We start from the raw sequence: 26022 nt of genomic DNA on the forward strand, positions 1-26022 counted from the left end.
GAAAAATCGGATGCCATCGGCGATCGACCTCGCGGAACTAGCTCAGGGTCTCGTTCACGAGGCGCTGCACGGCGGCCAGGCCGGCGTCGACACCGGAAGCATCGGAACCGGAGCCCTGCGCCAGGGCTGGCTTACCGCCACCACGGCCACCAACCTCGGCGCCGAATGCCTTCACCAGGTCGCCGGCCTTCAGCCCACGCTCGACAGCCTGCGGGTTGGCCGCGGCAACGAACGGAACCTTTTCGCCGTCCTGGGCAGTGAAGAGCACGGCCGCCGCCTCGGAGTTGAAGCGGGCGATGGCGTCCTGCGCCACCGAACGCAGGTCCTTCGCACCCAGGCCCTCCCCGAGGTTCTGGGTCAGCACCTTCACACCGGATACATCTGCGGCGCTGTCCACGATGCTGCCGACCTGGGCTGCCAGCTGCTGGGCACGCAGCTGCTGGACCTGCTTCTCTGCGGCCTTGAGCTTGGCGGTCAGCGCGTCGATGCGCTCCGGGATCTCCTCGCTGGTGGCCTTAAAATTCGCTGCGAGGTTCGCGACCAGGGAACGGTCGGCAGCGAGGTGGCGGAAGGAATCCATTCCGGTGTAGGCCTCGATGCGGCGCACGCCGGAGCCCACGGAGGACTCACCGAGCACGCTGATCGGGCCAATCTGGGAGGAGTGGTCCACGTGGATACCGCCGCACAGCTCCATGGAGAATGGTCCGCCAATCTCGACGACACGAACCTGGTTGCCGTAGTTCTCGCCGAACAGCGCCATCGCACCCATCGCCTTGGCCTCCTCCAGGGAGGTCTCGATGGTATTGACCTGGTAGTCAGTGTCCACCGCGGAGTTCGCGATCTCCTCGATCTGCTGCAGCTGCTTCTCGGTCAGCTGATCCCCGTAGGAGAAGTCGAAGCGCAGGTAGCCGGGCTTGTTCATGGAACCGGCCTGCACGGCTGTCGGTCCCAGCACCTCGCGCAGCGCGGCGTGGATCAGGTGGGTACCGGAGTGCGCCTGACGGGCCTGGTGGCGCCACTTCTGGTCGACGCGGGCCTCGAGGAGCTCTCCGATGGCGAGCTCTCCCTCGGTGACCTCGATCTGGTGCGCCCAGACCTTCTTGGCGATCTTCTGGACGTCCACGACCTTAGCCAGGCCACCTGGGCCGCGGAGGTCGCCACGGTCGGCCATCTGGCCACCCGACTCAGCGTAGAACGGGGTCTGATCCAGGATGACCTGGGCGTGCTGGCCGGCGGACGCGCGGTCGGCGAGCTGGCCGTCGACGACCAGGCCCAGAACCTTGCCCTCGTCCACCGTGTTCTCGTAGCCGGTGAAGTGGGTCGGGTGAGAGTCGATGAATGCGCGGTAGACGCTCAGGTCCGCGTGGACGTGCTTCTTGGCGGCGTTATCAGCCTTGGCGCGAGCCTTCTGCTCGGCCATCAGCTCGTGGAAGCCCTCCTCGTCGACCGTCAGCGAGGCCTCCTCGGCCATCTCGCGGGTCAGGTCGATCGGGAAGCCGTGGGTGTCGTGCAGCGAGAAGGCAACCTCGCCCGGTACCACCGTGGCGCCGCTGTTGCGGGCCTCCGTGAGGAACTGCTCGAAAAGCTGGGAACCGGACTCGAGGGTCTTCAGGAAGGCCTTCTCCTCGGTCACGCCCACGGAGCGGATGCGCTCCCAGTTCTCCGCGATCTCCGGGTAGGACGGGGTCATCGCCTCGCGGACGGTGTCCAGGAGCTGCTCGATGACAGGCCCCTGAGCACCCAGCAGTCGGGCGGAGCGAATGATGCGGCGGATCAGGCGACGCAGGATGTAGCCACGCCCCTCGTTGCCTGGGGTCACGCCGTCGAGGATGAGCATCAGCGCGGTACGGCTGTGGTCGGCGATGACACGGAAGCGGATATCGCCCTTATCCTCCGAGCCGTAGCGAGTGCCGGTCAGCTTCTCGGCGGTGTCGATCACCGGGCGCAGCAGGTCGGTCTCGTAGACGTTATCCACGCCCTGCAGCAGGAATGCGAGGCGCTCCACGCCCATGCCGGTATCGATGTTCTTCTTCGGCAGGTTGCCCACGATGTCGAAGCTGCCGTCGGGCTTGGTTTCGCCGCGCTCGAACTCCATGAACACGAGGTTCCAGATCTCGATGAATCGGCTATCGTCCACTGCCGGGCCACCGTCCGCACCATAAGCCGGGCCACGGTCGTAGTAAATCTCGGAGCACGGCCCACACGGTCCGGGCACGCCCATGTGCCAGTAGTTATCCTCCATCCCGAGGCGCTGGATGCGCTCGGTGGGTAGACCGACAAGGTCGTGCCACAGCTGCGCGGCCTCGTCGTCGTCCTCGTAGACGGTGACCCAGAGGCGGTCCGGGTCCATTCCCAGGCCACCGTCGTCAACGGAATTGGTCAGCAGCGTCCACGCGTTCTTAATCGCGCCTTCCTTGAAGTACTGGCCGAAGGAGAAATTGCCGGCCATCTGGAAGAAGGTGTTGTGGCGGGTGGTGATGCCGACCTCGTCGATATCGAGGGTGCGCACGCACTTCTGGATGGAGGTGGCGGTGCCGAACGGCGGGGTCTCCTGGCCCAGGAAGTAGGGCTTGAAGGGGACCATACCCGCGTTGACGAAGAGCAGGTTCGGGTCGTCGAGGATCAACGACGCGCTGGGCACCTCGGTGTGACCGCTTTTCACGAAATGGTCGGTGAAGCGCTGGCGAATCTCATGCGTCTGCACGGTTGTGCTACCTCAATCTGTCTCGGGTTGTCTTGGCGGCCTGAGTGGGGCCGACCGCCTCCTGCGGGTTGCGTGCCGCGGGGAAAGCTAAAACTACAGATGGCATTCTACTTGCCCGGACGCGACCCACGCACAATACCCCGCAGCGTGTCCAGGCGACTGTGGATCGTACGCTCGTGGCCGTGAGTGGTGGGCCGGTAGTACTCCGCTTCGACCAGGTCATCCGGCAGGTACTGCTGGCGCAGCACGCCCCGGGGATCATCGTGCGGGTACTGGTAGCCGGTAGCGTTTCCGAGGGCCTTCGCGCCGCTGTAGTGTCCGTCGCGCAGGTGGGCTGGAACGATCGCCCCCTTGCCCGCCCGGATGTCGGCGATGGCCTCGTTGATGCCAACGTAGGCGGCGTTGCTCTTCGGGGCGGTGGCCATGTGGACGGTGGCATGGGCCAGCGTGATGCGGGCCTCCGGCATACCGATGAAGCTCACCGCCTGGTGCGCCGCGACTGCGACCTGCAGGGCAGTAGGATCCGCGGTTCCGATGTCCTCAGAAGCGACGATGACTAAACGCCGGGAGATGAACCGGGGGTCCTCCCCTCCTTCGAGCATCCGCGCAAGGTAATGCAGCGCGGCATCCGGGTCGGAGCCACGCATGGACTTGATGAATGCGCTCGTGACGTCGTAGTGCTGGTCGCCGTCGCGGTCGTAGCGAGCCACTGCCTTATTCGTGGAGCGGGTGACGTCGGCGACCGTGATTGTGGGGACCTCGCCGACGTCCTCGTTCTGTTGCAGGACGTCCTCGGCGACGGCCTCGAGGTACGTCAGGCTGCGTCGAGCATCCCCGCCGGAGACCGCGGCGAGCTGGCCCAGGGCGTCGTCAGCGATCTGCACCTGGCCGGCCAAGCCCCGCTCATCGGCGATGGCGCGACGCAGCACGGATTTGATGCCTTCTTCGTCCAGAGACTTCAGCTGGACAAGCAGCGAGCGGCTGAGCAGCGGCGAGACCACGGAGAAGCTCGGGTTCTCGGTCGTGGCGGCCACCAACAGCACCGTGCGGTTCTCCACCGCCGCGAGCAAGGCGTCCTGCTGGGTTTTGGAGAAACGGTGCACCTCGTCGATGAAGAGCACGGTGCGCTCCCCGTGGAGCAGTCGACGACGGGCGTCCTCGATGACAGCCCGGACCTCCTTGACCCCGGAATTCAGGGCAGACAGAGCGACAAAGTGACGTCCGGATGCCGCCGAGATCAGCGATGCGATGGTGGTTTTGCCCGTGCCGGGTGGCCCGAACAGGATGACGGAGGAGTCGCCGCGCCCGTCAATGAGCCGCTGCAGCGGGGTCCCCGGCCCCAGCACGTGGTCCTGCCCCACCACCTCAGCCAGGCTTCGCGGCCGCATGCGGACTGCCAGCGGCGCATGCGAACCCGGGTGAAAGTATGCTTCCGCCTCCGCTGCACCGGTCCCAGACTGGTTGGGTTCGGCCTGGGTGAACAGGTCCTCCACGTCGCGCCTAGTCCTCGCGTCGCTGCGGGTGCGCGCCCAGCGGGGCCAGCGCCGCCAGGAGATTTTCTGCAAGCTCAATGACGGGTGCGAAACGCTCCTCGCCCAGCCCCGCCGTGAAGCGCAAGACGGCGTCCACGGTGGTCGCGAGATCGATGAGCTGTGCGGTCGTCAGCTTCTTCAAGTCATCGACCTCGATATCGAATTCGCGCAGGTCATTAACCTTATCGGAACCGTAATACAGGAGCGCCAGAGAGAAGAAGGCCCACGCGACCAGCGAGGCCACCAGGACCTCGTTGAAGTAGGCGTCGTCCCGGAACTCCGGCCAGTAGTGCACGACCTCTGCGCGCCAGGCATCGAGGAACTCGGCGGTCTCCTGATCGTTCAGGGCCGGGGTCGTCAGGTCCTGTGGGAAACCGGCCATGACACACGCGACGTCGAAGGCAATATCGCGGAACCCTGCCCACTCGTAGTCGAGGAAGAACACGCGCTGCGCCAAGACGATGTTATCCGGCATGAGGTCGAACGGAGTGAAGGCACGAGCGGTGGCATCCGACTGTCGCTTCGCCGACAGGTTCGCCAACCGGGTGACCTCCGGGTGCATGGCGATTGAGTTGCCCTCCATCAGCTCCAGTCCGAGCGCGATAGTGTCCTCAATCTTCGGCTGCTGGTCGGCGACATCCTCAAAGTCGTAGCCATGCTTCTGGCACTGGCGGCGGAAGAGGGTGTCATAGGACTCCTCTTTACCTGCGGTAGCTACATGCATGCGACCGAGTGACCGCCCCAGCTTCCGCAGTGCGGTGCGGCGATCCTTGGCCGGCAATTGAGTGAGCACCTCAGCGAAATTCTGGCCTTCACCAAGGTCCGAGAGGATCAGGAGGCGTTCCTCGATGTCATACGCCAGCAGCAAGGGGCCTGGCCGTGATTCCTCAGCCAGGGTGTTTGTGAACTGATAAGCCACGAGCTCGCGGAAAAGCCCGGTGCGGTCGAAGGAGATTCTCCTGCTACCGCGTGACCGGTTAGCCTCCGGGTCCCCGAGGGATGAGTGATCTTCGCCCGAGGCCTCAGGTGGTAGCTGTTTGACCACCACCGTGCGTTCCTGGAGGAAGTCATTGTGCCCGACCCGAGCGCGCAGGACCAGGGAGGATCCGTTTCCTCCGAGGTTCTCCGGGCTGCTCAGTTCCGGCGATCCGCCGAAGCGGGCGGCGAGGACTCGCTGCGCGGACTCGCCTACTGCCGCCACGGAGAGGGCTGGATTGTGTTCGGACACCTGTTTACTCATCCTCATTGCCAACGGACCGGCACCATGTGCCACCCAGCTGGTCTTTTTATCTTTTCGCGCTACTTGGAGCTGGTCTTGGCTGCGCCGGCCTGCGCCTCTGCGGCCTTCTTCGGCTTCGCGTCGATGCCGGATTCCTTACGCTGCTCCGGGGTGATCTCGCTCGGTGCATCCGTCAGTGGGTCGACACCGCCGCCGGACTTCGGGAAGGCGATGACATCGCGGATGGAGTCGAAGCCGCCCAGCAGGCTGACGATTCGGTCCCAGCCGAACGCGATGCCGCCGTGCGGCGGAGCGCCGAAGGCGAAGGCGTCGAGCAGGAAGCCGAACTTCTCGCGGGCCTCCTCCTGGGAGATTCCCATGACCTGGAACACTCGTTCCTGGACGTCCCGCTGGTGGATACGAATGGAGCCGCCACCGATCTCGTTGCCGTTGCAGACGATGTCGTAGGCGTAGGCCAGCGCGGAACCCGGATCCTGGTCGAAGGAGTCCAGGAACTCCGGCTTCGGGGAGGTGAATGCGTGGTGCACGGCAGTCCATGCGGAGTTGCCAAGAGCCACATCGCCCTCTGCGCGGGCATCTGCTGCAGGCTCGAACATCGGCGCGTCAACGACCCAGGTGAAGGCCCACTTGTTGTCGTCAATGAGCCCCAGCTTCTGGGCGATCTCGCCGCGTGCCGCGCCCAGCAGGCCGCGGGAAGACTTGGTGTCGCCGGCTGCAAAGAAGATGCAGTCGCCCGGCTTCGCACCGACGTGGTCGGCAATACCAGCGCGCTCGTCGTCGGTGATGTTCTTCGCGACTGGACCGGACAGCTCGCCGTCCTCGCCCACCAGGATGTAGGCCAGGCCCTTTGCACCGCGCTGCTTGGCCCACTCCTGCCAGGCGTCGAGCTGGCGGCGTGGCTGGCTGGCCCCACCATCCATGACGACGGCACCGACGTACTCGTTCTGGAACACGCGGAAGGTCGTGTCCTTGAAGAACTCGGTGCACTCAGTGATCTGGATGTCGAAGCGCAGATCCGGCTTATCGGAGCCGTAGAGGCGCATTGCGTCAGCGTAGGTCATGCGCGGGAACGGGGTCTGGACCTCGTAACCGGCGGTGGACCACACCTCGGTGAGGATCTCCTCGGCCAGGGCGATGACGTCCTCCTGGTCGACGAAGCTCATCTCGACGTCCAGCTGGGTGAACTCCGGCTGGCGGTCGGCGCGGAAGTCCTCGTCCCGGTAGCAGCGGGCAATCTGGTAGTACCGCTCCATGCCGGCGACCATGAGCAGCTGCTTGAACAGCTGCGGGGACTGCGGCAGAGCGTAGAAGGTGCCTGGCTTCAGGCGTGCCGGAACCAGGAAGTCACGTGCGCCCTCCGGGGTGGAACGGGTCAGCGTCGGGGTCTCGATCTCCGTGAAATCGTGGCGCTCGAGAACCTTGCGAGCCGCAGCGTTGGCCTTGGAGCGCAAGCGGAGTGCGTCGCCCTGGGAGGCGCGGCGCAGATCCAGGTAACGGTACTTCAGGCGGGTCTCCTCGCCGACCTCGCCGGCGGAGGACGGGTCGTCGATCTGGAACGGCAGCGCGGCGGACTCGTTGAGTACCTCGAGCTCGCTGACGTTGACCTCGACGGCGCCGGACGGCAGGTTCGGGTTCTCGGAACCCTCCGGACGGGCCTCCACGCGACCGCGGACGCGGACACAGTACTCGCTGCGCAGCGCGTGGGCGCGCTCGGCGACCTCGGACTCGCGGAACACGACCTGTGCGACGCCGGAACGGTCGCGCAGGTCGATGAAGATCACGCCACCGTGGTCTCGGCGACGGCCTACCCAGCCGGTGAGGGTGACCTCCGAGTCGATGTCTCCTGGGCGAAGTTCGCCTGCTAGATGGGTTCGCAGCACGTCGCTTATCCTTCCGATGCTTTCAATCTTTGAAAAAGGTGTCGAATTCAACCCTTCAGCTTAGTCCATCAACAAGTGTGGCAAACTTTAGGGCGTGACCTTCAATCAAAATCTAGGCGACTCCTCCGGCCGCGCCCAAGGTGGCGGCAATTCCGGGGGCTCCAACTTCGGCGGCGGAAACCGTGGCGGCGGCAACTTCCTCATCAACATGTTGGTGAGTCAGGTGGGCGCTCGTTTCGGGCTGCCCGGCATCATCATCGCCGGCTTGGTGATCTTCTTCCTCAACAGCGGCGGCGGAATCCCAGGCATTGGCGGCGGGGCCAACAATGTGCAGGTCCCGCAGACCGACTCGGATGCGCTCGCGCACTGCAAGACGTACGAGGACGCCAACGAGCACGACGACTGCCGCATCCAGGCCACCGCGACGGTTCTGGACGACTTCTGGGGCGAGGCGCTCCCCCAGGAGGCGAATATTGAGTACACCAAGCCGGGGCTCTTCATCGGCTCTGGTCAGTTGAACACCGCCTGCGGGGCGGCTGATGCCTCCCAGTCCGGACCGTTCTACTGCCCGGGCGATGAGACCGCCTACTTCGCGACGCCATTCTTTAAGCAGCTGCGGCAGATGGGTGGCTCCGATGGCCCGTTCGCCCAGATGTATGTTGTCGCCCACGAGTTCGGCCACCACATTCAACACCTCGAGGGCAACCTCGGTCTCTCCGATTACAACAACCCGGGTAAGGACTCCAACGCCGTGAAGATGGAGCTGCAGGCTGACTGCTACGCGGGTCTGTGGGCTAGCCAGGCAGATAAGGGGCCGGACGCCATGCTCGACCCGATCACACAGGACCAGGTGGATCAGGCTGTGAAAACTGCCCAGTCCATCGGCGATGATGCCATTCAGAAGTCTGCCGGTCGCTCGGTCAACCCGGAGAAGTGGACTCACGGCTCCTCCCAGCAGCGCGTGGACGCATTCCTGCGCGGCTACCAGGGCGGAACAATGGCCAGCTGCGAGGCGAACTTCCGCCGCTAAGCGCCATCAGCTTGGGCGCACGCCATCGGCTAAGGCCCTCCAGTAGTGCTTCATTCTGGGCGGCCGAAGAACCCACGGCAACGAAAACGGCACTGTGCGAGAAAGCACAGTGCCGTTCTTTTTGGCCGAAAGTCCCGCGTGGTGATCCGGGGACTACGCCAGCTGCTGACGGATGTGGGTGGTCAAGTCCGCCACTGCGACGTCGTGCTGCTCCCCAAGCTGCAGGTCCTTCACTGCCACGGTGCCAGCCTCGAGCTCCTGGTCGCCGATGACGACGGCGAGCTGAGCGTTCGCCCGGTTGGCTGCCTTCATCGCCCCCTTGAGCCCACGGTTGCCGTAGGCCATGTCCGCAGCAACGCCCGCCGCTCGCAGCTCGTTGATCAGGCCAACCATGTGGCGCTTCGCGGCATCGCCCATCGGGATGCCGAACACGTCCACGCGGCGACCGGTCGAGGCGGTCTTGCCCTCCGCTTCGAGCGCCAGCAGGGCTCGGTCCACGCCGAGGCCGAAGCCGATGCCGGAGAGATCCTGGCCGCCGAGCTGAGCCATCAGACCGTCGTAGCGACCGCCACCGCCAATCCCGGACTGAGCCCCGAGGCCGTCGTGAACGAACTCGAAGCAGGTCTTGGTGTAGTAATCCAGCCCGCGAACCATGCGCGGGTTGACCGTGTACGCCACTCCCATGTCCTCCAGCAGGCCGGTGACGGTCTCGAAGTGCTCGCGGGAGGAATCGGAGAGGTGGTCCTTCATCAGCGGCGCGTCTTGCAACATCTCCTGCATCTGCGGGCGCTTATCGTCCAGAACACGCAGCGGGTTGAGCTCCGCGCGGCGCTGGGTCTCCTCATCCAGCGGCAGCGTGGCCAGGAACTCCTGGAGCTTCGCGCGGTATGCCGGGCGATCGGTGCTATCCCCCAGGCTCGTCAGCTCGAGGCGGAAGCCGTCCAGCCCGATGGAGCGGAAGCAGCGGTCTGCCAGGGCGATGACCTCGGCATCCAGCGCCGGGTCGTCCACCCCGATGGCCTCCACGCCGACCTGCTGGAGCTGGCGGAAACGGCCGGCCTGCGGGCGCTCGTAGCGGAAAAACGGACCGTGGTAGGCCAGCTTGGCTGGCAGCTGCCCCCGGTCCAGATTGTGCTGAATCACCGCACGCATCACGCCAGCGGTGCCCTCCGGGCGCAGCGTCACCGAGCGACCACCCCGGTCAGCGAAGGTATACATTTCCTTGCTCACCACATCGGTGGACTCCCCCACACCGCGGGCGAACAGCGAGGTGTCCTCGAACACGGGCAGCTCGATGTGCTCGTAACCGGCGTTGTGGGCGGCGTCGAGAAACGCGGTGCGCACCGCCAGGAATTCGCTGGACTGCGGCGGCACGTAGTCCGGAATGCCCTTCGGGGCGTGCAGCGGCTGGAACTTCTTTTCACCTGAGTTAGTCACGCCACCAGATCTTAGTGGCTGGCCCGCCACGGGCGTAGCACTACCCCACCTCGTGCAAGAAGGGGTTGGTCTGCTTTTCCTGACCGATCGTTGTCTGCGGACCGTGACCGGGCAGGACGACGTCGTCGTCATCGAACTCGGCGGACAGACGCTTAAGGGAGAGCGTCATATCAGCTGGGTCCGAACCAGGCAGGTCCGTCCGTCCCACGCCGCCGTTGAAGAGGACGTCCCCGCCCAAGATCAGCCCCGGGATGCGGAACATGACGGATCCGGGCGAATGCCCCGGCATGTGGTGGACGGTAAAGGTTTGACCACCGATGCTGATCTCATCGCCGAGGTTCCGGATTTCCTCCGGGACTCGCATGTTCTCCGTATCGAAGATGCGTGCAAAGTCGAGGACGTTGGTGTACATGCCCGGGTTCTCAAGCATCGAACGGTCGTATTCGTGGACGTGCACGGGCACCCCGAACTCCGCGGCATCTCGCATGTGGTCGATGTGGCCATGGGTCAGCACGATCGACTCCACATAGAAGTTGTGCTCGCTCGCGGCACTGCTAATCACCTCGTGGGCTCCGTGCCCCGGATCCACCACTGTGGCGGGCCTGCGCCCCTGCTCGTCGCGTGCTGCGGATTCGTCCGCATTGATCAGCACGTAGCAATTGGTCTGGAAGGCGCCCGCTGGAAAGCCCAGCAGCTCGAAGGTGGGTGCGGGCACCCCTGCACCAGTGTTCTCGGAGTTCTTCATGCCCCCATCGTGTCAGAAAATAGTTTTCTTAGGGCATAATGGGAAAGGTTACGCAGGCCCGCGGCCCCACAGCCAGGCTCTGCGCGAATCGTCCATGATCACGCTAAAGATGATCACGCAGGAAGAAAGGCACCGGTTCAACACGTGAGTGAGAACACTGGGCGCAAGATGCCCAACGCGCAGCGCCGCGACGAGGCGCTGGATAACCTCGACAAGGCGATCAAAGGCCGCGAGCGCAAAGCTAAGCTCGCGCCGCTCGGCGTGATGGTGACCACCGTCGTGGTCCTGGCCGCGATCGTGGGCGGCATCTACTTCGCCAGCACCTACACGGGCTCCGATGACTCCGAGGACCAGACCGAAACCCAGGCTCAGGAGGAGCAGCAGTACCCGCCGCTGCCAGACGGCCCGATGACGGCCTACCCGAAGCAGGTCAGCTGCGAGTACGAGGATGAGGGCGGCGCGGCCAAGCAGGTCGATAAGCCGGGCACCGAGAACATCCCGACCGATGGCCTGGTGAAGGTGAACCTGAAGACCACCGCCGGCGAGATTCCCATCGAGCTGGACCGCGGCACCTCCCCGTGCTCGGTGAACAGCTTCGAGTCGCTGGCCAAGCAGAACTACTTCGATAACACGGTCTGCCACCGCCACGTGAAGTCCGATCAGATGGGTATCCTGCAGTGCGGCGACCCGACCGGCAAGGGCACGGGCGGACCGGGCTACAAGTTCGGCGACGAATTCCCACTCAACGGTGTGGCCGAGGGCGAGAGCCAGTCCCCGCTGACCTACCCGCGCGGCACCCTGGCAATGGCTAACTCCGGCCCGGACACCAATGGCTCCCAGTTCTTCCTCGTCACGAAGGACACCACGCTGCCACCGGCGTACAACGTCTTCGGCAAGATCAGCGACGAGGGCCTGGCCACCCTGGACAAGATCTACGACGCCGCCCCGGAGGGCGACGGCAAGCCGGCTGATGAGGTCAAGATCGAAAAGGCCACCGTCAGCTAGATCCCTACTCCAGCTGCGCAAAGCCCGGGTATCCCGCATGGGTGCCCGGGCTTCGTCGTTGCTCCTGCCCCGACGGGGGTTGGCTGGGTCCTAGCCGCCGGTGGTGACTCGGTAGACGTCGAACACGCCCTCGATGTTGCGCAGCTGCCCCATCAGGTAGCCCAGCTGCTTGGTATCAGAGACCTCGAAGGTGAAACGGATCATCGCCACCCGATCCTCCGAGGTGCGCGAGCTCGTCGCGATGATCGGCACCTTCTGCTCGCTAACCACGCGGGTGACCTCGGAGAGCAGGCCGTTGCGATCCAGGCCTTCGATCTGGATCGTCACGAGGAACACGGCGTTCTGGAAACTCTGCGCCCAGCCCACCTCGATGATTCGCTCCTGGTCCTGGTGCAGCTTCGGAGCGTTGGTGCAGTCTGTACGGTGCACCGAGACTCCGCCACCCTTGGTGATGAAGCCGAAGATCGCATCGCCCGGCACCGGGGTGCAGCACTTCGCCAGCTTCGCGGAAAAGTCCGCCTCTCCTTGCACGAGGATGCCGGAGCCGTCGCCACGGCCCTCCTGCGGGGTGTTCGCGATCCGGCTAGCCGGGTGGACGGGAACCTCGTTGGGCAGCATCGGGGGCGCATCGTCCTCGCCAGCGAGCTGGTCCATAAGCTGGTTGACGACGTGCCCGGCGGTGACCTCGTGGCGGCCGATGGCAGCGTACAGGGCGTCGACGTCGTCGTATCCCAGGTCGGCTGCCAAGGCGCGGACTGATTCGGGAGTGAACAGGCGCTGCACCGGCACGCCATTACGCTGCACCTCCGCGGCGAGCGCGTCACGGCCGACCTCGACAGCCTCACCGCGCCGCTCCTTGGCAAACCACTGCTTGATGCGGGCCCGGGCTCGCGGAACAACGACGAAGTTCAGCCAGTCCTTGCTGGGGCCCGCCGACTGGTCCTTGGAGGTAAAGATCTCTACCTTGTCGCCGGTCTGCAGCTTGCTTTCCAGCGCAACCAAACGTCCATTGACCTTCGCACCGATGCAGCGGTGCCCGACCTCGGTGTGCACGGAATAGGCGAAGTCCACGGGGGTGGCACCCGCGGGAAGCGTAATGGCATCCCCCTTCGGGGTGAACACAAAGATCTCGTCGGTGGAGAGGTCGTAGCGCAGCGAATCCAGGAACTCATTCGGATCGGCAGCCTCCTTCTGCCAGTCCAACAGTTGGCGCATCCACGCCATCTGGTCCAGGTCCTCGCTGGTTCCACTGTGGGTGCCGCGGGTCTCCTTGTAGCGCCAGTGCGCGGCAATGCCGTATTCGGCGTTGCGGTGCATCTCCAGAGTGCGGATCTGGATCTCCAGCGGCTTCGCGTCCGGGCCAAGCACGGTGGTGTGCAGGGACTTGTAGACGCCGAAGCGCGGAGAGCTGATGTAGTCCTTAAAACGGCCGGGCATGGGCTGGTACAAGGCGTGGACCGCGCCAACGGCGGCGTAGCAGTCGCGGACGGTTTCCACCAGGATTCGGATTCCCACCAGGTCGAAAATCTCGTCAAAGTCGCGGCCGCGGACGATCATCTTCTGGTAGATCGACCAGTAGTGCTTCGGCCTGCCCACGACCTCGGCGTTGATGCCGGTGTCCTGCATCGCGGACTCGATTTCATCCTTGACGCGGGCGATGTACTGGTCGCGCTTGGGGGCTCGGTCCGCGACGATGCGGACGATCTCCTCGTACTTGCGCGGATACAGGATCGCAAAGGCGAGGTCCTCCAGCTCCCACTTGACGGTCGCCATCCCCAGCCGGTGCGCCAGTGGTGCGATGACCTCCAGCGTTTCGCGAGCCTTCTTCGCCTGCTTCTCCGGCGGCAAGAAGCGCATGGTCCGCATGTTGTGCAGCCGGTCGCAGACCTTGATGACCAGCACGCGGGGGTCGTGCGACATCGCCACGATCATCTTTCGGACGGTCTCGGCCTCCGCTGCGGAACCGAGCGCCACCTTGTCCAGCTTGGTGACACCGTCCACGAGGCGCGCAACCTCCTCGCCGAAATCAGCGGTGAGCTCCTCGAGTGAATAGTCGGTGTCCTCGACGGTGTCGTGCAGGAGTGCTGCCACCAGCGTGGTGGTGTCCATGCCGATCTCCGCGGCGATGGTCGCCACGGCGAGCGGGTGGGTAATGTACGGCTCGCCCGACTTGCGCATCACGCCGTCGTGAAGTCGCTCCGCGGTGTCATACGCCCGGTTGAGAACCTCGAGATTCGCCTTCGGATGGAACTTCCGGTGCACCACGATGAGTGGTGCCAGCACAGGGTTCACCTTCGGGCGGGCGGTCCCCGTCAGGGTGCGCGCGATGCGCGCCGCCATCCACAGCGAACCCTTTTCGTTACTCATGATCGGTTCCTACGACATACAACGGGATATCAGGGAAGCGCTGTCGACCGTCCAGCGCTTGTACCTCAAGTACTACCCCAAGGCCACAGACCGTCGCACCAGCTTTGTCAAGCAAGCTGCGAGCGGCCTGGAGGGTGCCCCCGGTCGCCAGGACGTCGTCGAGCAGCAGTACCCGGCGGCCCCGCAGATCCAAGCCGTCGGCTGGGATCTCGAGCGTGGCGGTGCCGTACTCCAGCTGATAGTTGGCCTGGTGAACCGGCGGCGGCAGTTTTCCGCCCTTGCGCACCGCGAGGATACCGAGGCCCAGCTCATAAGCCACGGCGCTGCCGAGCAAGAAGCCACGCGCATCGAGACCAGCGATCAGGTCTGGTTCCATCTCCCGGGCAGCGTCAGCCAAGGAGCAAACGACAGCTCGGAAAGCCTCCGCGTCGGCGAGAGCCGGGGTGAGGTCCTCGAAAACGATGCCCTCGACGGGGAAGCCCGGAACGAGCCGAATGTGATCGGCGAGCAGCTTCTGGGCATACTCCTGACGCTCAATCGCGCTCGGGTCGGAGAGGATGAACTCTGATGCCTGGGTCATGGTTGTCGACTAATCCTTTAAGACTTCTTGGTGGGGGTGTCCGTGGGGCTGTTGGTTTCGGGGATGTGGTCTAGCTCGACCCACCGGTCCATGTTCCAGCTGAGCCCCACACTGCCCGGGTTATCCACGACATTGTCCACATTTTTCAGGGTTGCGATGGCCCGCGGCTCGGTGGTCAGCGGAATCGTCCACATCGCTTGCTGCAGTTCCTTTTCCGCGCGGAGAAGCTCCGGCAGCAGCGATGCCTGGTTGGCCTTGCTGAGCCCATTGCGGCCGAAACCGCTGAGGGTCGACAGCAACGCGTCGTAGTCCTCCCCCAAGGTTCCATAATTCGCGGCGGAAAGAGGCACCGCTTCTACGGTGATCCCGGCCTCCGCGCAGCTGTTCTTGATGCTCTCAACCTGCTTGGCGTAGCGCTCGTGTTCCTTCAGGTAGCCGATGCGCACGGTAGCTCCCTCGAGAGCCCCCTTCGCCGCCTGGATATCCCGGTTCATGTGGGCCCCGGACAGCGCGCGCAAGCGGGGGTGAGTCGGCGCAGATGGCTGCACAACACGCAAACCGGTGGCTGTCACGCGATTGCGGGAGAACTCCGACACGGTCTTCACGAGGGCCTTGCGGTCGATGCAGGCGCTGAAGGCGTGCCGGGCGCCTTCGTCGGCGAAGATTCCGGTGTCGGCGAGGCTGAGGGTGTCCAAACGGTCGCTGGGCTGGCGGCTAATCGAGAACTTCTCGGACGCGATGCCGGCTGCGGCGAAATCCGTCTTTACGGGTGCATCGAGCACCGAAATCTGGTGGTCCTCGGCGAGCTTCGGTAGGTCTGCTTCCGGGCCCCACACGTAGATCGGCACCTGCGCGGGGCTATCCCCCGTCCATTCCGGGTTCTCCCGGAGCACCAACTGGCCTTGCTCCCCCTTCTCAGCGATTCGGTATGGGCCGAATGTCGGGACTGAGGCGGGGTCCGTCTTGGTGATATCGAAGAGCTCTTGCCAGGCCTTGCCGAGGCGAGCCAAGTCCTCCTCCACCCCAGATTCGGTGGCTGCGGTGACTGATTCCACCTCGGCCCGCTTGGTGACGCTGTGGGCAGGAAGTACGGTTCCCGCGCTGAAAAGTTCGCGGTACCGCTGGCCGAACCCCGGTTTGAACACCACCCGGAAGCGGTCGGCGCCCGGGGCGCAGTGTAGTTCGGCGACCTGGTGATAGATCGGCAAATCGGAGGCGAAAAGATCGGCACGCTCGCTGGCCAGTTTTGTCAGCTGGAAGTCATCGCACACGACCTTGTGCCCATCGGAGTATTTTGCCTTCGGGTTGATCTTGTAGTCGACGACTTCCTGGTGCTTCTCGCTCGGAGTGACCTCGACCAGATCCCGGTTGGGCAGCATTTGGCCCTCCGGTCCAGCGAGGAAGGCACCTGGGTACAGGCGGGCGGAAAGTTTTGCCGCATCAGTAGCCACCCCGACAGCCGACCCCGCGTTGGTGGTGACCGGGGTGGTCGGAAGCTGGTAGCCGAACTGTGGTTCGGCGCGGCCCAACCCGCCGCCATTGCTAGAGCAGCCGGCCAGCAGAGCGCCAACGGCCAGGGTCGCTATTCCCGCGCGGAATCCGCGATGCTTGAACACTTCACACCTCCTTAAGCGTCCGCTGGGATTCACCGCCAAGCGAACGCTCCCCAGGGCCTCCCCCGAGTCTTTGAGCTTTCGCCAGCTACATTCCAGGTCGCCAGGATACCCCGCTGGTATCCGGGCCCGTGGCATCCGGTTGCTGTTCGCGCTGCACGCGAAGGCCAGCGTTCGGGCTCACGACGGTGCGGGTTCCGGCGCGGGGCGCATCCTCGGCGTCGTCAGCCGGTTCTTCGCCAGCAGCTGCCCGTTCGCGAGCCTTGCGAACCTTCTCGTCGTGCTCTTGGTACTTCTTCTGGCGCATCTTCAGGCTCACCAGCATGGGGGCAGCGAAGAAGATGGAGTTGAAGGTACCGCAGATCACGCCGATGAACTGCACGAGCGCGAGGTCCTTGAGGGTGCCTACGCCCATGAGCCACACGGCGATAACCAGCAGCGCAGCGATCGGCACCAGCGAGAAAATGGAGGTGTTGATGGAGCGCATCACCGTCTGGTTGATCGCGAGGTTGACCTGCTCCCCATATGTCGCGCGGTTCGAGTCGAATAGCCCCGCAGTATTCTCCTGCACCTTGTCGAACACGACGACAGTGTCATAGAGCGAATAGGCCAGGATCGTCAACAGGCCGATGACCGTCGCCGGAGAGACGTCGAGCCCCAGGAGGGCGTACAGCCCCGAGACGATGGTGAGGTCGATGATCACACCGATGATCGCGGAGATCGCCATGTCGCGCTCCATACGCAGCCCGATGTAGGCGAAGACGGCGAGAACGAAAACGCCGAGTGCGAGCAGCATGCGCTGGGTGATGGACGAGCCCCAGGACTCGGAAACCGTGGAGTCATTCACGGCGTCCTCGGAGGGCTGCCCCTGAGCATTCACGGGCTTGAACTCTTCGAAGAGCGCGGTCCGGGCCTGACGGATCTGTTCTTCGGTGAGCCGCTCGGAGTTGATCTCGATGACCTGCGAGTCTCCCGAACCGACGGTCTGAACCGCATTGGGTTCTACTCCCGTGGCCTCGGTGAAAACGCGCTCAACGTCATCCTGCTGGACGCTTGCGGTCGGCGGCATGCTGATGCGCGTACCGCCCTCGAAATCGATGCCGAGGTTAAAGCCCCGGAAGCCGATTGTCGCGATGCACACGACGAAGATGGCAATGAGAATCTGGTACGAGAGGCGCCGCTTCGCCACGAATGGGAAGTTGCCGGTGCCGTTGTACATCTGGCTCAACCAGGAGCCCTTGTCCTGTTCCTTCTGCTGCGCAGTGTTCACGCTGCTCATGGCGGTGTCCGTGCTGCTCATCGGGTCTCCTCCTCGGTCGAGCTGCTCTCTGTGGAGCCACTCGTCGTTTTAACGTCCGCCGTGGCGGCAGTAAACTTTGGTCGGGTCGGCGAGTAGCCACGGGACTCCGCAAGGCGGAATGCCGGGCCCAGACCGTTGACCTTGCGGTTGGCGCTGAAAGGCTTGCGGGACAACATGATCGTCAGAGGCGCGGTCAGCAGGAAGGCGACCAGGACATCGACGACGGTGGTGAGCCCCAAGGTGAATGCGAAGCCCTTGACGTCGCCGATGGCGAGGAAGTACAGAATCACCGCTGCAATAAGCGACACGAAGTTACCGGTGACGATCGTCCCGCGAGCCCGATCCCACGCGCGAGGCACGGCGGAACGGAAGGTCGAACCACCGAGGATCTCGTCCTTGATGCGCTCGAAGTAGACCACGAAGGAGTCGGCGGTGGTGCCGATACCGATGATTAGGCCCGCAATGCCGGCCAGGTCCAGGCTGTAACCGATCCAGCGACCCAGCAGAACGAGGAGACCGAAGACCGTCGCCACGCTGGCCACCAGCGAGACGATGGCGATCAGGCCGAGTCCGCGGTAGTACCAGAGCGCGTAGAGGGAGGCGAGCACGAGTCCAACGAGCCCGGCGATCAACCCAGCGCGCAGGGAAGCCTCACCCATGGTGGGCGAGATCGTCGTCGCGGTACCACCCGGCTCGCCGTTCTCGCCGACGAAGCTCAGCGGCAGCGCACCGTAGCGCAGGTTGTTGGCGAGGTCTTGGGCTTCCTTCTCGGTGAACTGGCCCGTGATCTGGGAAACCTCGCCTGGCGGGGTTGCGCCCTGAATTTGCGGGGCGGAGATGACCTGGGAATCCAGAGTGATGGCGACCTGCTGGTTCATCATGTCCTGGCCGAGCTTGTACCAGGTCTCGCCACCCGGGGTGTCCTTGCCGGTCTTGAAACGGAATGTGATGGCCATCTGTGCGGACTGAGCGTCGAAACCACCGGTGATGGTGGAATTCGTATCGATCATGTCACCGGTCAAGCGGCGGGGCTTGTCCTTGTTCTCATCACCGATCAGCACCGGAGCAGGCCCCAGCACCATCGGCCCCTGCGGCGAACAGGTCACCAGCGGCTTGGCAGGATCGTCGGCACCGGAGAGCGGATCAGGTCCGGAGCAGTCGAGCAGCCCCGCTGCTGCGGACTGCGTATCCGGGTCCTCGGACTGGCGGTCCTTCAGCAGGATCTGAACCTGCTTGTCACGTCGCTTCTGCTCCTCGACGGAGTTCTTCGGCTCCGCTGACTCCTTGGCGGTTACCGTCAGCTTGTCCGGCAGCCCTGGAGCATTCTGCTCCTTCATGGCCTTGAGGAGATCGTTCATCTTCTCCTGGGTGGCCTTCTTCTCCACGATGCCCGCCTCAACCCAGCGGTTGGCCATGTCCTTGTAGACCTCGGCGAACTTCGGGGTCGTCGGCTGTGGCTGGGAGTTCGGGCGGAACAGCAGCTGGGAGGTCTGTCCCAGGGCGCGGGCCTCGCTGGCGTCCTCCCCCGGGACGGTGATCACGAGGTTATCGCCGTCGGTGACGACCTCGGCGCCGGAGACACCCATGCCGTTGACGCGGGACTCGAGGATGCGACGTGCCTGCTGCAGCTGGTCGGCGGTCGGCCGCTCCCCTTGCGGGGCGAGGGTAACTCGCGTGCCACCCTGCAGGTCGATGCCGAGTTTTGGCGTAGCGGACTTATCGCCGGTGGTGAAGACAAGTCCGTAAATGGCGAGGAAAATAACGAAGAAGACGAGCAGCGAGCGCTTCAACCACTTCTTTTTCGTGGGCTTCTGCTGCCGAGTTCGCGCTGTGGCCACAGTTGGGCTCCTGAGCTGTTAATCGGGATTAAATGAAAAGCTGGGAAAATATCTTAGTGCCTGCTGGAGACACAAAACATCTGGCACCCGGATTCCTGTCTCCGGTCACCAGATGTCCAAGTCCGCGTGGGGTGTGCGTGCGCGTCCAGCGGGTCGCGCACCGACGCCTAGTTGCGGGACTCACCGTCGGCGCTGGTACCACCGTCGACGTCGAAATCCGTGTTCTGGACGTCACTGTCCACCGTCTCGGCCTGGTCATCCGGACGGTTGCTCAGCTGCTCTTCCTGCTGCGAGCCAGGCTCCACGGAGTTCACGGCCTGCAGGACGGCGGCGCGGTCCCAGGTGGTCACCACCGCAGGGCTGATCTCCAGGTCAATCGAGGTGTCACCCACGTGGGTCACGCGCCCCTGGATGCCCGAGGTCATTTGGACGACCATCCCCGGCTGGAGGGAATCCTGGAACTCGCGAATCTGCTTCATCCGCTGGTTCTGCTTGCGGATCTGCAGCAACGGCAGAGCAATAAACACGACGACGATCAGGATAAGTATCAAAGAATTCATAATGTTCAGTGTCTCACATTCTCAGGTTTTTGCACGCAGCCGCGACCGTGAGCGCCGTTGGTTCCCAACACCAGTGGTAGCCGGGAGACACCAGCTCGTTCACAGTGCGCCCGCCGTAGTGCTCTACATACCCGGTGCGTTTTCTGGTGGTTCCAGGCCGACGTGTCGCCATGCAGCAGCGGTGGCAACCCGCCCCCGCGGCGTGCGGGCCACCATGCCTGCTCGCACGAGGAATGGCTCGCAGACTTCCTCGACTGTCGAGGGCTCCTCCCCAACCGCTAATGCGAGGGTGTTCACTCCCACCGGCCCACCCCCGTGGCCACGCACCAGGGCTTCTAGAACCCCGTTGTCGAGACGGTCGAGGCCCACCTCATCGACGTCGAAAACGACGAGCGCCTGCCGGGCAATGTCCACAGTGATTCGACCATCGGCCTGCACGTCGGCATAATCCCGCACACGGCGAAGCAGCCGGTTAGCGATACGCGGCGTGCCCCGCGAGCGGGAGGCGATCTCAGTGGCAGCGTCGGAATCGATGTCTACGCCAAGGATGCCTGCGGCGCGGGTCACGACCCGGGTGAGCTCTGGCGTGTCATAGAACTCCATTTGGGCCGTGAAACCAAAGCGGTCACGGAGGGGGCCCGTGAGCATGCCAGCGCGAGTCGTCGCGCCGACGAGCGTGAACGGAGCGATCTCGATGGGGATCGACGTAGCGCCAGGTCCCTTACCGACGATGACGTCGATGCGGAAGTCCTCCATCGCCATGTACAGCATCTCCTCGGCTGGCCGCGCCATGCGGTGGATCTCGTCGATGAAGAGGACGTCGCCCTCCATGAGGTTCGACAACATGGCCGCCAGGTCCCCTGCCCGTTCGAGAGCCGGCCCGGAGGTCATACGCAGAGAGGAGCCAAGTTCTTGGGCGATAATCATCGCCATTGTCGTCTTACCCAGCCCCGGCGGGCCGGCAAGCAACACGTGGTCGGGCGCCACACCACGGCTGCGCGCCCCGCCCAACACGAGCTCAAGCTGCTGGCGCACCTTCGGCTGGCCAATGAATTCCGTCAGGCTTTTCGGGCGAAGCGAGCTATCGAACTCGGTGTCTCCGGGGATCTGCGCCCCGCTGAGCTCGCTATTCGGCGGCTGGCCCGTGGGCTGATTCCCAGGCTTGGGGCGCGGGGTGGGTAACGACGAACCCGGCAGTTCGAATTCGGTGCGTTCGATGTCTGACATTTGTGCGTCCTTTGCCTGTGTGGTCTGCTGCTGTGAATCCTAGGTGTATCGTGGCCGTCGAGCGATTAACGCTTTTGGCCGCTCAGCCGTTGTAGCCCCTCACGCAGCACCGAGGATGGGTCGGTGGTTCCGTTCTGCTCCTCGAGAATCTTCTTCACAGCCGTGGCTGCCTTGGCTTCAGTGAAGCCGAGGCCGACAAGCGCCTCCACGACCTGCGACTGCAACGCCGTGTCGTTGCCGGTCGCCGCGATGTCGCCAATGGTCGCCTGGCCGCTCGTCGCTTCCAGAGCCGGAAACTTGCCCTTGAGGTCGACAGCCATGCGTTCGGCTAGCCGCTTCCCCACCCCCGGGGCTTGCTGCAAGGTCTTGATATCCCCCTCCTCGACAGCCCGAGCAATGTCCGCCGGCTGCAGCACACTCATCACGCCCATGGCGAGGCGGGCGCCCACACCGGAGACCTTCTGCAAGATCCCGAAGGTCTCGCGCTGTTCGGAGGTGGAAAAAGCGTAGAGCGTATGCGCATCGTCCCGGATCACGAGGCTGGTGAGGACGAAAGCCGACTCGCCGCGCCGCAATGTGGCGAGGGTATCGCCGGTCGCGAGGCAGCGGTATCCCACCCCGCCGCATTCGATCACAACGTAGTCCAAGCCCTTATCGATTACGTCACCGCGCAGCGAGGAAATCATGTCGAACTCATCATCCTTCTATATGTTTTTCTGCCCCGGCGCCTCAGGCGCGCAGGAATTGATTCATCGGCCCCCGCCAGCAGTGGCAGACCGCCAGCGCGAGCGCATCAGCGGCATCCGCGGGCTTCGGCGCCTCCGACAGCCCGAGGATTCGGGTGATCATCTTGGTCATCTGAGCCTTATCGGCCCGACCATTGCCGCTAATCGCCTTCTTCACCTCACTGGGGGTATAGCTTTCTACGGCCAATCCGCGTTCCGCCGCAGCAAGCATCAGTACCCCGGCGGCATGAGCGGTATTCATCACCGTCGACACGTTCGAACGTTCGAATACCCGCTCGATCGCGACGACATCCGGGGAGTAATCAGCGATCCACTCGCTCACGGCGCGGTATAGCCGCTGGAGTCGTTGCTCCAGCGGGACATGGGACTCGGTGCGCACCACCCCCACCGCGACAGGAAACACTGCGCGACCTTGACCGGCTTGTACGACGGAGAGCCCGCAGCGGGTCAGACCTGGGTCGATCCCCATGACGCGTTTGCCGACCATCGATTCTGCACGTCGAAATCCCGTGGGCGAACCCCACCCTCCCGCCGATCGAGGGTTGTGGCCGAAGGCGGTGTGATCAGCCTTCCCTGGTGCCGCATCCGGCACTGCATTAGACCTTGTGCTCATGATGATTACCGAATATAGCACACATGATCGAAATTGCCGTGGCCTGGAAGTAACTCGGAATGCGGCCAGGCAGCCAGCTCTTTCCCATGGGGCACGCGGGTCCGTAGCGCCCCTTAGGTAGACCGACTAGTCCTCAGCGAGTTCGGCCGCCACTTCGTCGGAGACGGACATGTTGGTGTAAATCTCCTGGACATCGTCGACGTCGTCGAGAGCGTCGATAAGGTTAGCGACCTTGCGGGCCAGTTCTGCGTCCGCCGGAACCTCCAGGTTCGAGCGGTACACCTGCTCGACCGAGTCGTACTCGATGCCTGCTTCCTTGAGCGCCTCGCGGACGCCCATGAGGTCCGAGATATCGCAGAGCACCTCGAACTGCTCGCCGTGGTCCTTGACTTCCTCGGCACCGGCATCAAGGACAGCCAGCAGCAGGTCGTCCTCGGTCAGCTCCCCCTTGTCGAGAAGGGCCTGGCCCTTGCGCTCGAACTGGTAGGACACGGAGCCGGCGTCCGCCATGTTGCCACCGTTCTTCGTCATCGCGGTGCGGACGTCGGTGGCCGCACGGTTGCGGTTATCGGTCAGGCACTCAATGAGCATCGCGACCCCGCCCGGGCCGTAGCCCTCATACATGATGGTCTCCCAGTCGGAGCCACCAGCTTCCTCGCCGGAGCCACGCTTGCGGGCACGCTCGATGTTGTCATTGGGAACAGAGGACTTCTTGGCCTTGGTGATGGCGTCCTGGAGCGTCGGGTTGGCGTCGGGGTCGCCGCCACCCATGCGCGCCGCAACCTCAATATTCTTTACCAGTCGGGCGAATTCCTTGCCACGCTTGGCGTCGATTGCTGCCTTCTTACGCTTCGTGGTCTCCCACTTTGAATGGCCTGCCATCGTCCTCTTCCTACTAGCCGAATAATTCCTTTAAACTGCGGTGCAGTTTTTCGCGTTTACCAGCTTACTACGCACCTCCGGTGGCTTTTCTAAGCAACCACTGGCCCGCGCGTTTCGCTAGCATCTCTTCGTGGCCATCGCAGTAGTCATCGCGCGGGTGGAGCGTTCCTCGAAAGAAAAACCGCCGTGCTCCTTGGCACGGCGGTTCTGTTGCTACATCGAGGCCACTGCCCCGATTGGGCGCGAGTTCGAAGATTAATTCCCTTCGAAGCCCTTGAGGGGGACGGCCGGGCGGTCGCCCACGATCTTTCGGGTCAGCCCCTCCTGAGTCACGACGGCGACCAATTCCCCGGCCTGGTTGAAAATGCGTCCGTGGGTAATGGCGCGCCCCGCGTGCGCCGATGGGCTGACCTGGTCGTAGAGCAGCCATTCATCGGCACGGAACGGTCGCAGGAACCACATCGCGTGGTCGAGTGAGGCCTCCTGGTACTGCTCGCCCCGGTGTGGGACAAGAGCGGAGGACAACAGAGTCATGTCAGACATATAGGCCAGCGTGCACACGTGGAAAGTCTCGTCGTCCGGGAGCTTGGCCTTCGACTTGAACCAAACAACCTGCTGGGAGGCCGCATACTTATTCGGCTCGAAGTCCCCTTCCGGGACGACCCGCAAATCCCACTCGCGCCACTCATCAAACAGCGCCTTGCGCACCGGAGGCAGCTCGTCGCGGTTGACCACGACCTCCTCCGGCGGTACCACCCGGCGCATCTCGTCGGAGTGCTCCGGCCCTTCGTCCGTGCGAACGTGGAAGCTCGCCTGCATGATGAAGATCGGCTTGCCGTGCTGAACTGCCTTCACCTGACGGGAGCAGAATGACCTGCCATCGCGGATGCGTTCCACGATATACAGCGTGGGTTCCTCGGAACGTCCGGGGGCCACGAAATACCCGTGCAGGGAATGCACTTGATATTCCGCTCCCACGGTCCGGGTGGCAGCGACCAGGCATTGAGCAGCCACCTGCCCGCCGAACGTTCGGCTCAACGTCGAAGGAATCACGCGTCCCCGAAAGATATCCCCGTCGATCTTCTCAAGGTCGAGAACGTCGAGGATACGGGGCCGGGCGGCGGACGAGGAGGCGACCATGGGGAATTACCAGCCGCGCTCTGCGAGGCGGTGGGACACTGGCAGCTCGTCGACGTTGATGCCGACCATAGCCTCGCCCAAGCCGCGGGAAACGTCCGCGATGACCTTCGGGTCCTGGTAGTTCTGCGTCGCCTTGACGATGGCTGCGGCGCGCTGAGCCGGGTTGCCGGACTTGAAGATACCAGAGCCGACGAACACGCCCTCAGCACCGAGGTGCATCATCATCGCAGCATCGGCCGGAGTAGCGATACCACCGGCGGTGAACAGGGTGACTGGGAGCTTGCCGTTGCGTGCGACCTCAACGACGAGCTCGTACGGTGCGGCCAGCTCCTTGGCGGCGACGTAGAGCTCGTCCTCGGCCATGTTGCTCAGGCGGTTGATCTCCGCGCGAATGGTGCGCATGTGGGTCACTGCGTTGGACACATCGCCGGTGCCAGCCTCACCCTTGGAACGGATCATGGCCGCACCCTCATTGATGCGGCGCAGGGCCTCGCCCAGGTTGGTGGCGCCACAGACGAATGGGGTCTCAAAGTCGAACTTGTCGATGTGGTTCTTGTAGTCGGCCGGGCTCAGCACCTCGGATTCATCGATGAAGTCCACGCCGAGTGCTTCGAGCACCTCTGCCTCAACGAAGTGGCCGATGCGGGCCTTAGCCATGACCGGGATCTCGACCGCGTCGATGATGCCAGCGATCATGTCCGGGTCAGACATGCGGGACACACCGCCCTGTGCGCGGATGTCAGCCGGAACGCGCTCCAGTGCCATGACAGCGGAGGCGCCTGCGTCCTCGGCAATCTTGGCCTGTTCAGGGGTGACGACGTCCATGATGACGCCGCCCTTCAGCTTGTCGGCAAAACCGCGCTTGACGCGCGCGGAACCGGTGGTGATGGACGCGTCCGCCGCAGCGGTCTTGGATGCCTTGCTCACGTTGTATTCCCGTCTCTTCGTGGCTGGGCGTGCTGGCCCTTACCCGCCTTAGCCCTCGGGTTAGCCTTGCGGAGTTCCCTCGGGCGCGCGCTTGTTAAGGACACCAACACGTTCCAACTCGTTGCTGTTTTAGGCCACTAGTCTAACCTGTCTAGTTGTGGCCCGTCTAACAGGGCCGGGTTCATGCCACGTGATCGGTCGTAGCTGCCTCGTAAAACTCAGGTAGGGGCGCGAAACCGGCCAGCTTGAGGGCCCGAACGCCGGCCCGCGAACGCAGCTGGCGAGTGTCCCACACGGCGTCGTTATAGAAGCGGGAAGCCAGGTCAACGCGGGTGGAGGCTGCGATGAACTCCGGGTGCTCGATAACGGTGGCGTCCAGCGCCGCAAGCAGGCTGTTTTCCGCCTCAGAGTGCGCCCCCATATCGGTGGCCTGCAGGGGTACTCGGGACACCCGGTCCGCCTGCTTTTTCAGATCTGGCCGCAGCGTGGCAATCAACATCGCGCGAGCATGCAGCGCGCCTTCCAAAGTGAGCCGGGCGCTATCAGTGCGGATGTGCAGACGGTTGAGTCGGGCGGCGGTGAAATAGGCCCACAGGCCGACCACCAGCAGAACAGCCAGCACGGCAGCAAGTACGACGAACCAGGTCGGCATCGCA

21 protein-coding genes are annotated in these 26022 nt (G+C 64.0%); 2 read left to right on the forward strand and 19 right to left on the reverse strand.

What is annotated here, in order from left to right; genetic code table 11:
- Positions 1 to 37 precede the first annotated feature (37 nt).
- From alaS to aspS, 4 genes are all read right to left on the reverse strand, one after another.
- Positions 38 to 2704: an alanine--tRNA ligase gene (gene alaS / locus QP413_RS01445; RefSeq protein ID WP_284780232.1), complete on the reverse strand. Its 2667-nt coding sequence runs from the start codon at positions 2702 to 2704 to the stop codon at positions 38 to 40.
- A 107-nt stretch (positions 2705 to 2811) separates the two neighbouring features.
- A complete protein-coding gene (locus QP413_RS01450; RefSeq protein WP_284780330.1) occupies positions 2812 to 4197 on the reverse strand; it encodes a replication-associated recombination protein A in 1386 nt (461 codons plus the stop codon).
- Positions 4198 to 4204: 7 nt separating this feature from the next.
- Positions 4205 to 5464, reverse strand: a complete 1260-nt coding sequence (locus QP413_RS01455; RefSeq protein ID WP_246818081.1) for a phosphotransferase — start codon at positions 5462 to 5464, stop codon at positions 4205 to 4207.
- A 71-nt stretch (positions 5465 to 5535) separates the two neighbouring features.
- On the reverse strand, positions 5536 to 7356 hold the full coding sequence (gene aspS, locus QP413_RS01460) for an aspartate--tRNA ligase (protein ID WP_284757530.1): 1821 nt from the start codon (positions 7354 to 7356) through the stop codon (positions 5536 to 5538).
- Positions 7357 to 7450: 94 nt separating this feature from the next.
- On the opposite strand from aspS, the gene QP413_RS01465 reads away from it, so the two are divergent.
- Positions 7451 to 8386 (forward strand): neutral zinc metallopeptidase, encoded by a 936-nt coding sequence (locus QP413_RS01465; RefSeq protein ID WP_284780233.1) that lies wholly within the window; start codon positions 7451 to 7453, stop codon positions 8384 to 8386.
- A gap of 153 nt (positions 8387 to 8539) precedes the next feature.
- On the opposite strand, the gene hisS is transcribed toward QP413_RS01465, so the two are convergent.
- Complete coding sequence (gene hisS, locus QP413_RS01470) at positions 8540 to 9823, reverse strand: histidine--tRNA ligase (RefSeq protein ID WP_070758961.1); 1284 nt, start codon at positions 9821 to 9823, stop codon at positions 8540 to 8542.
- Positions 9824 to 9863: 40 nt separating this feature from the next.
- Positions 9864 to 10568: an MBL fold metallo-hydrolase gene (locus QP413_RS01475; RefSeq protein ID WP_284780235.1), complete on the reverse strand. Its 705-nt coding sequence runs from the start codon at positions 10566 to 10568 to the stop codon at positions 9864 to 9866.
- A gap of 144 nt (positions 10569 to 10712) precedes the next feature.
- Between QP413_RS01475 and QP413_RS01480 the strand changes: the two genes are divergently transcribed.
- A complete protein-coding gene (locus QP413_RS01480; RefSeq protein ID WP_284757537.1) occupies positions 10713 to 11573 on the forward strand; it encodes a peptidylprolyl isomerase in 861 nt (286 codons plus the stop codon).
- Between the two features lie 90 nt (positions 11574 to 11663).
- Here QP413_RS01480 and QP413_RS01485 read toward each other — a convergent pair whose 3' ends face one another.
- The 13 genes from QP413_RS01485 to QP413_RS01545 all read right to left on the reverse strand — a co-directional run bounded on the left by QP413_RS01485 (position 11664) and on the right by QP413_RS01545 (position 26018).
- A complete protein-coding gene (locus QP413_RS01485) occupies positions 11664 to 13940 on the reverse strand; it encodes a bifunctional (p)ppGpp synthetase/guanosine-3',5'-bis(diphosphate) 3'-pyrophosphohydrolase (protein WP_070758964.1) in 2277 nt (758 codons plus the stop codon).
- Complete coding sequence (locus QP413_RS01490; RefSeq protein WP_284780236.1) at positions 13933 to 14520, reverse strand: adenine phosphoribosyltransferase; 588 nt, start codon at positions 14518 to 14520, stop codon at positions 13933 to 13935. The genes QP413_RS01485 and QP413_RS01490 overlap by 8 nt, the downstream gene beginning before the upstream one ends.
- A gap of 17 nt (positions 14521 to 14537) precedes the next feature.
- The gene (locus QP413_RS01495; RefSeq protein WP_284780237.1) at positions 14538 to 16136 is read right to left on the reverse strand and encodes an ABC transporter substrate-binding protein; all 1599 of its coding nucleotides are present in this window, start codon (positions 16134 to 16136) and stop codon (positions 14538 to 14540) included.
- Positions 16137 to 16221: 85 nt separating this feature from the next.
- Positions 16222 to 17412, reverse strand: coding sequence for a protein translocase subunit SecF (gene secF / locus QP413_RS01500; RefSeq protein ID WP_284780331.1), 1191 nt, complete (start codon positions 17410 to 17412; stop codon positions 16222 to 16224).
- 17 nt (positions 17413 to 17429) lie between these two features.
- The gene (gene secD / locus QP413_RS01505) at positions 17430 to 19271 is read right to left on the reverse strand and encodes a protein translocase subunit SecD (protein WP_284780239.1); all 1842 of its coding nucleotides are present in this window, start codon (positions 19269 to 19271) and stop codon (positions 17430 to 17432) included.
- Between the two features lie 167 nt (positions 19272 to 19438).
- Positions 19439 to 19831, reverse strand: a complete 393-nt coding sequence (gene yajC, locus QP413_RS01510) for a preprotein translocase subunit YajC (RefSeq protein ID WP_284780240.1) — start codon at positions 19829 to 19831, stop codon at positions 19439 to 19441.
- 123 nt (positions 19832 to 19954) lie between these two features.
- Positions 19955 to 21058, reverse strand: coding sequence for a Holliday junction branch migration DNA helicase RuvB (gene ruvB / locus QP413_RS01515; RefSeq protein ID WP_012360185.1), 1104 nt, complete (start codon positions 21056 to 21058; stop codon positions 19955 to 19957).
- 65 nt (positions 21059 to 21123) lie between these two features.
- Positions 21124 to 21744, reverse strand: a complete 621-nt coding sequence (ruvA, locus tag QP413_RS01520; protein WP_284780243.1) for a Holliday junction branch migration protein RuvA — start codon at positions 21742 to 21744, stop codon at positions 21124 to 21126.
- A 43-nt stretch (positions 21745 to 21787) separates the two neighbouring features.
- Positions 21788 to 22291: a crossover junction endodeoxyribonuclease RuvC gene (ruvC, locus tag QP413_RS01525; RefSeq protein WP_284780332.1), complete on the reverse strand. Its 504-nt coding sequence runs from the start codon at positions 22289 to 22291 to the stop codon at positions 21788 to 21790.
- 252 nt (positions 22292 to 22543) lie between these two features.
- Positions 22544 to 23299, reverse strand: a complete 756-nt coding sequence (locus tag QP413_RS01530) for a YebC/PmpR family DNA-binding transcriptional regulator (protein WP_012360182.1) — start codon at positions 23297 to 23299, stop codon at positions 22544 to 22546.
- 255 nt (positions 23300 to 23554) lie between these two features.
- Entirely contained in the window at positions 23555 to 24439 is an 885-nt protein-coding gene (locus tag QP413_RS01535; protein ID WP_173362312.1) for an acyl-CoA thioesterase II, read from the reverse strand.
- A 6-nt stretch (positions 24440 to 24445) separates the two neighbouring features.
- Entirely contained in the window at positions 24446 to 25366 is a 921-nt protein-coding gene (gene pdxS / locus QP413_RS01540) for a pyridoxal 5'-phosphate synthase lyase subunit PdxS (protein ID WP_012360180.1), read from the reverse strand.
- A 181-nt stretch (positions 25367 to 25547) separates the two neighbouring features.
- Positions 25548 to 26018: a hypothetical protein gene (locus QP413_RS01545; RefSeq protein WP_148820834.1), complete on the reverse strand. Its 471-nt coding sequence runs from the start codon at positions 26016 to 26018 to the stop codon at positions 25548 to 25550.
- Positions 26019 to 26022: the final 4 nt, after the last annotated feature.

The organism is Corynebacterium sp. UMB4614 (genome assembly GCF_030217065.1).
Taxonomy (GTDB): Bacteria; Actinomycetota; Actinomycetes; order Mycobacteriales; family Mycobacteriaceae; genus Corynebacterium.

Coding starts and splice junctions, on each gene's coding strand:
- QP413_RS01530 (WP_012360182.1), bottom strand. CDS start 23,299: ATGGCAGGCCATTCAAAGTGGGAGACCACGAAGCGTAAGAAGGCAGCA.
- yajC (WP_284780240.1), bottom strand. CDS start 19,831: ATGAATTCTTTGATACTTATCCTGATCGTCGTCGTGTTTATTGCTCTG.
- QP413_RS01490 (WP_284780236.1), bottom strand. CDS start 14,520: ATGACCCAGGCATCAGAGTTCATCCTCTCCGACCCGAGCGCGATTGAG.
- QP413_RS01485 (WP_070758964.1), bottom strand. CDS start 13,940: ATGAGTAACGAAAAGGGTTCGCTGTGGATGGCGGCGCGCATCGCGCGC.
- QP413_RS01545 (WP_148820834.1), bottom strand. CDS start 26,018: ATGCCGACCTGGTTCGTCGTACTTGCTGCCGTGCTGGCTGTTCTGCTG.
- QP413_RS01475 (WP_284780235.1), bottom strand. CDS start 10,568: ATGAAGAACTCCGAGAACACTGGTGCAGGGGTGCCCGCACCCACCTTC.
- ruvB (WP_012360185.1), bottom strand. CDS start 21,058: ATGTCAGACATCGAACGCACCGAATTCGAACTGCCGGGTTCGTCGTTA.
- ruvA (WP_284780243.1), bottom strand. CDS start 21,744: ATGATTTCCTCGCTGCGCGGTGACGTAATCGATAAGGGCTTGGACTAC.
- QP413_RS01535 (WP_173362312.1), bottom strand. CDS start 24,439: ATGGTCGCCTCCTCGTCCGCCGCCCGGCCCCGTATCCTCGACGTTCTC.
- secF (WP_284780331.1), bottom strand. CDS start 17,412: ATGAGCAGCGTGAACACTGCGCAGCAGAAGGAACAGGACAAGGGCTCC.
- ruvC (WP_284780332.1), bottom strand. CDS start 22,291: ATGGTCGGCAAACGCGTCATGGGGATCGACCCAGGTCTGACCCGCTGC.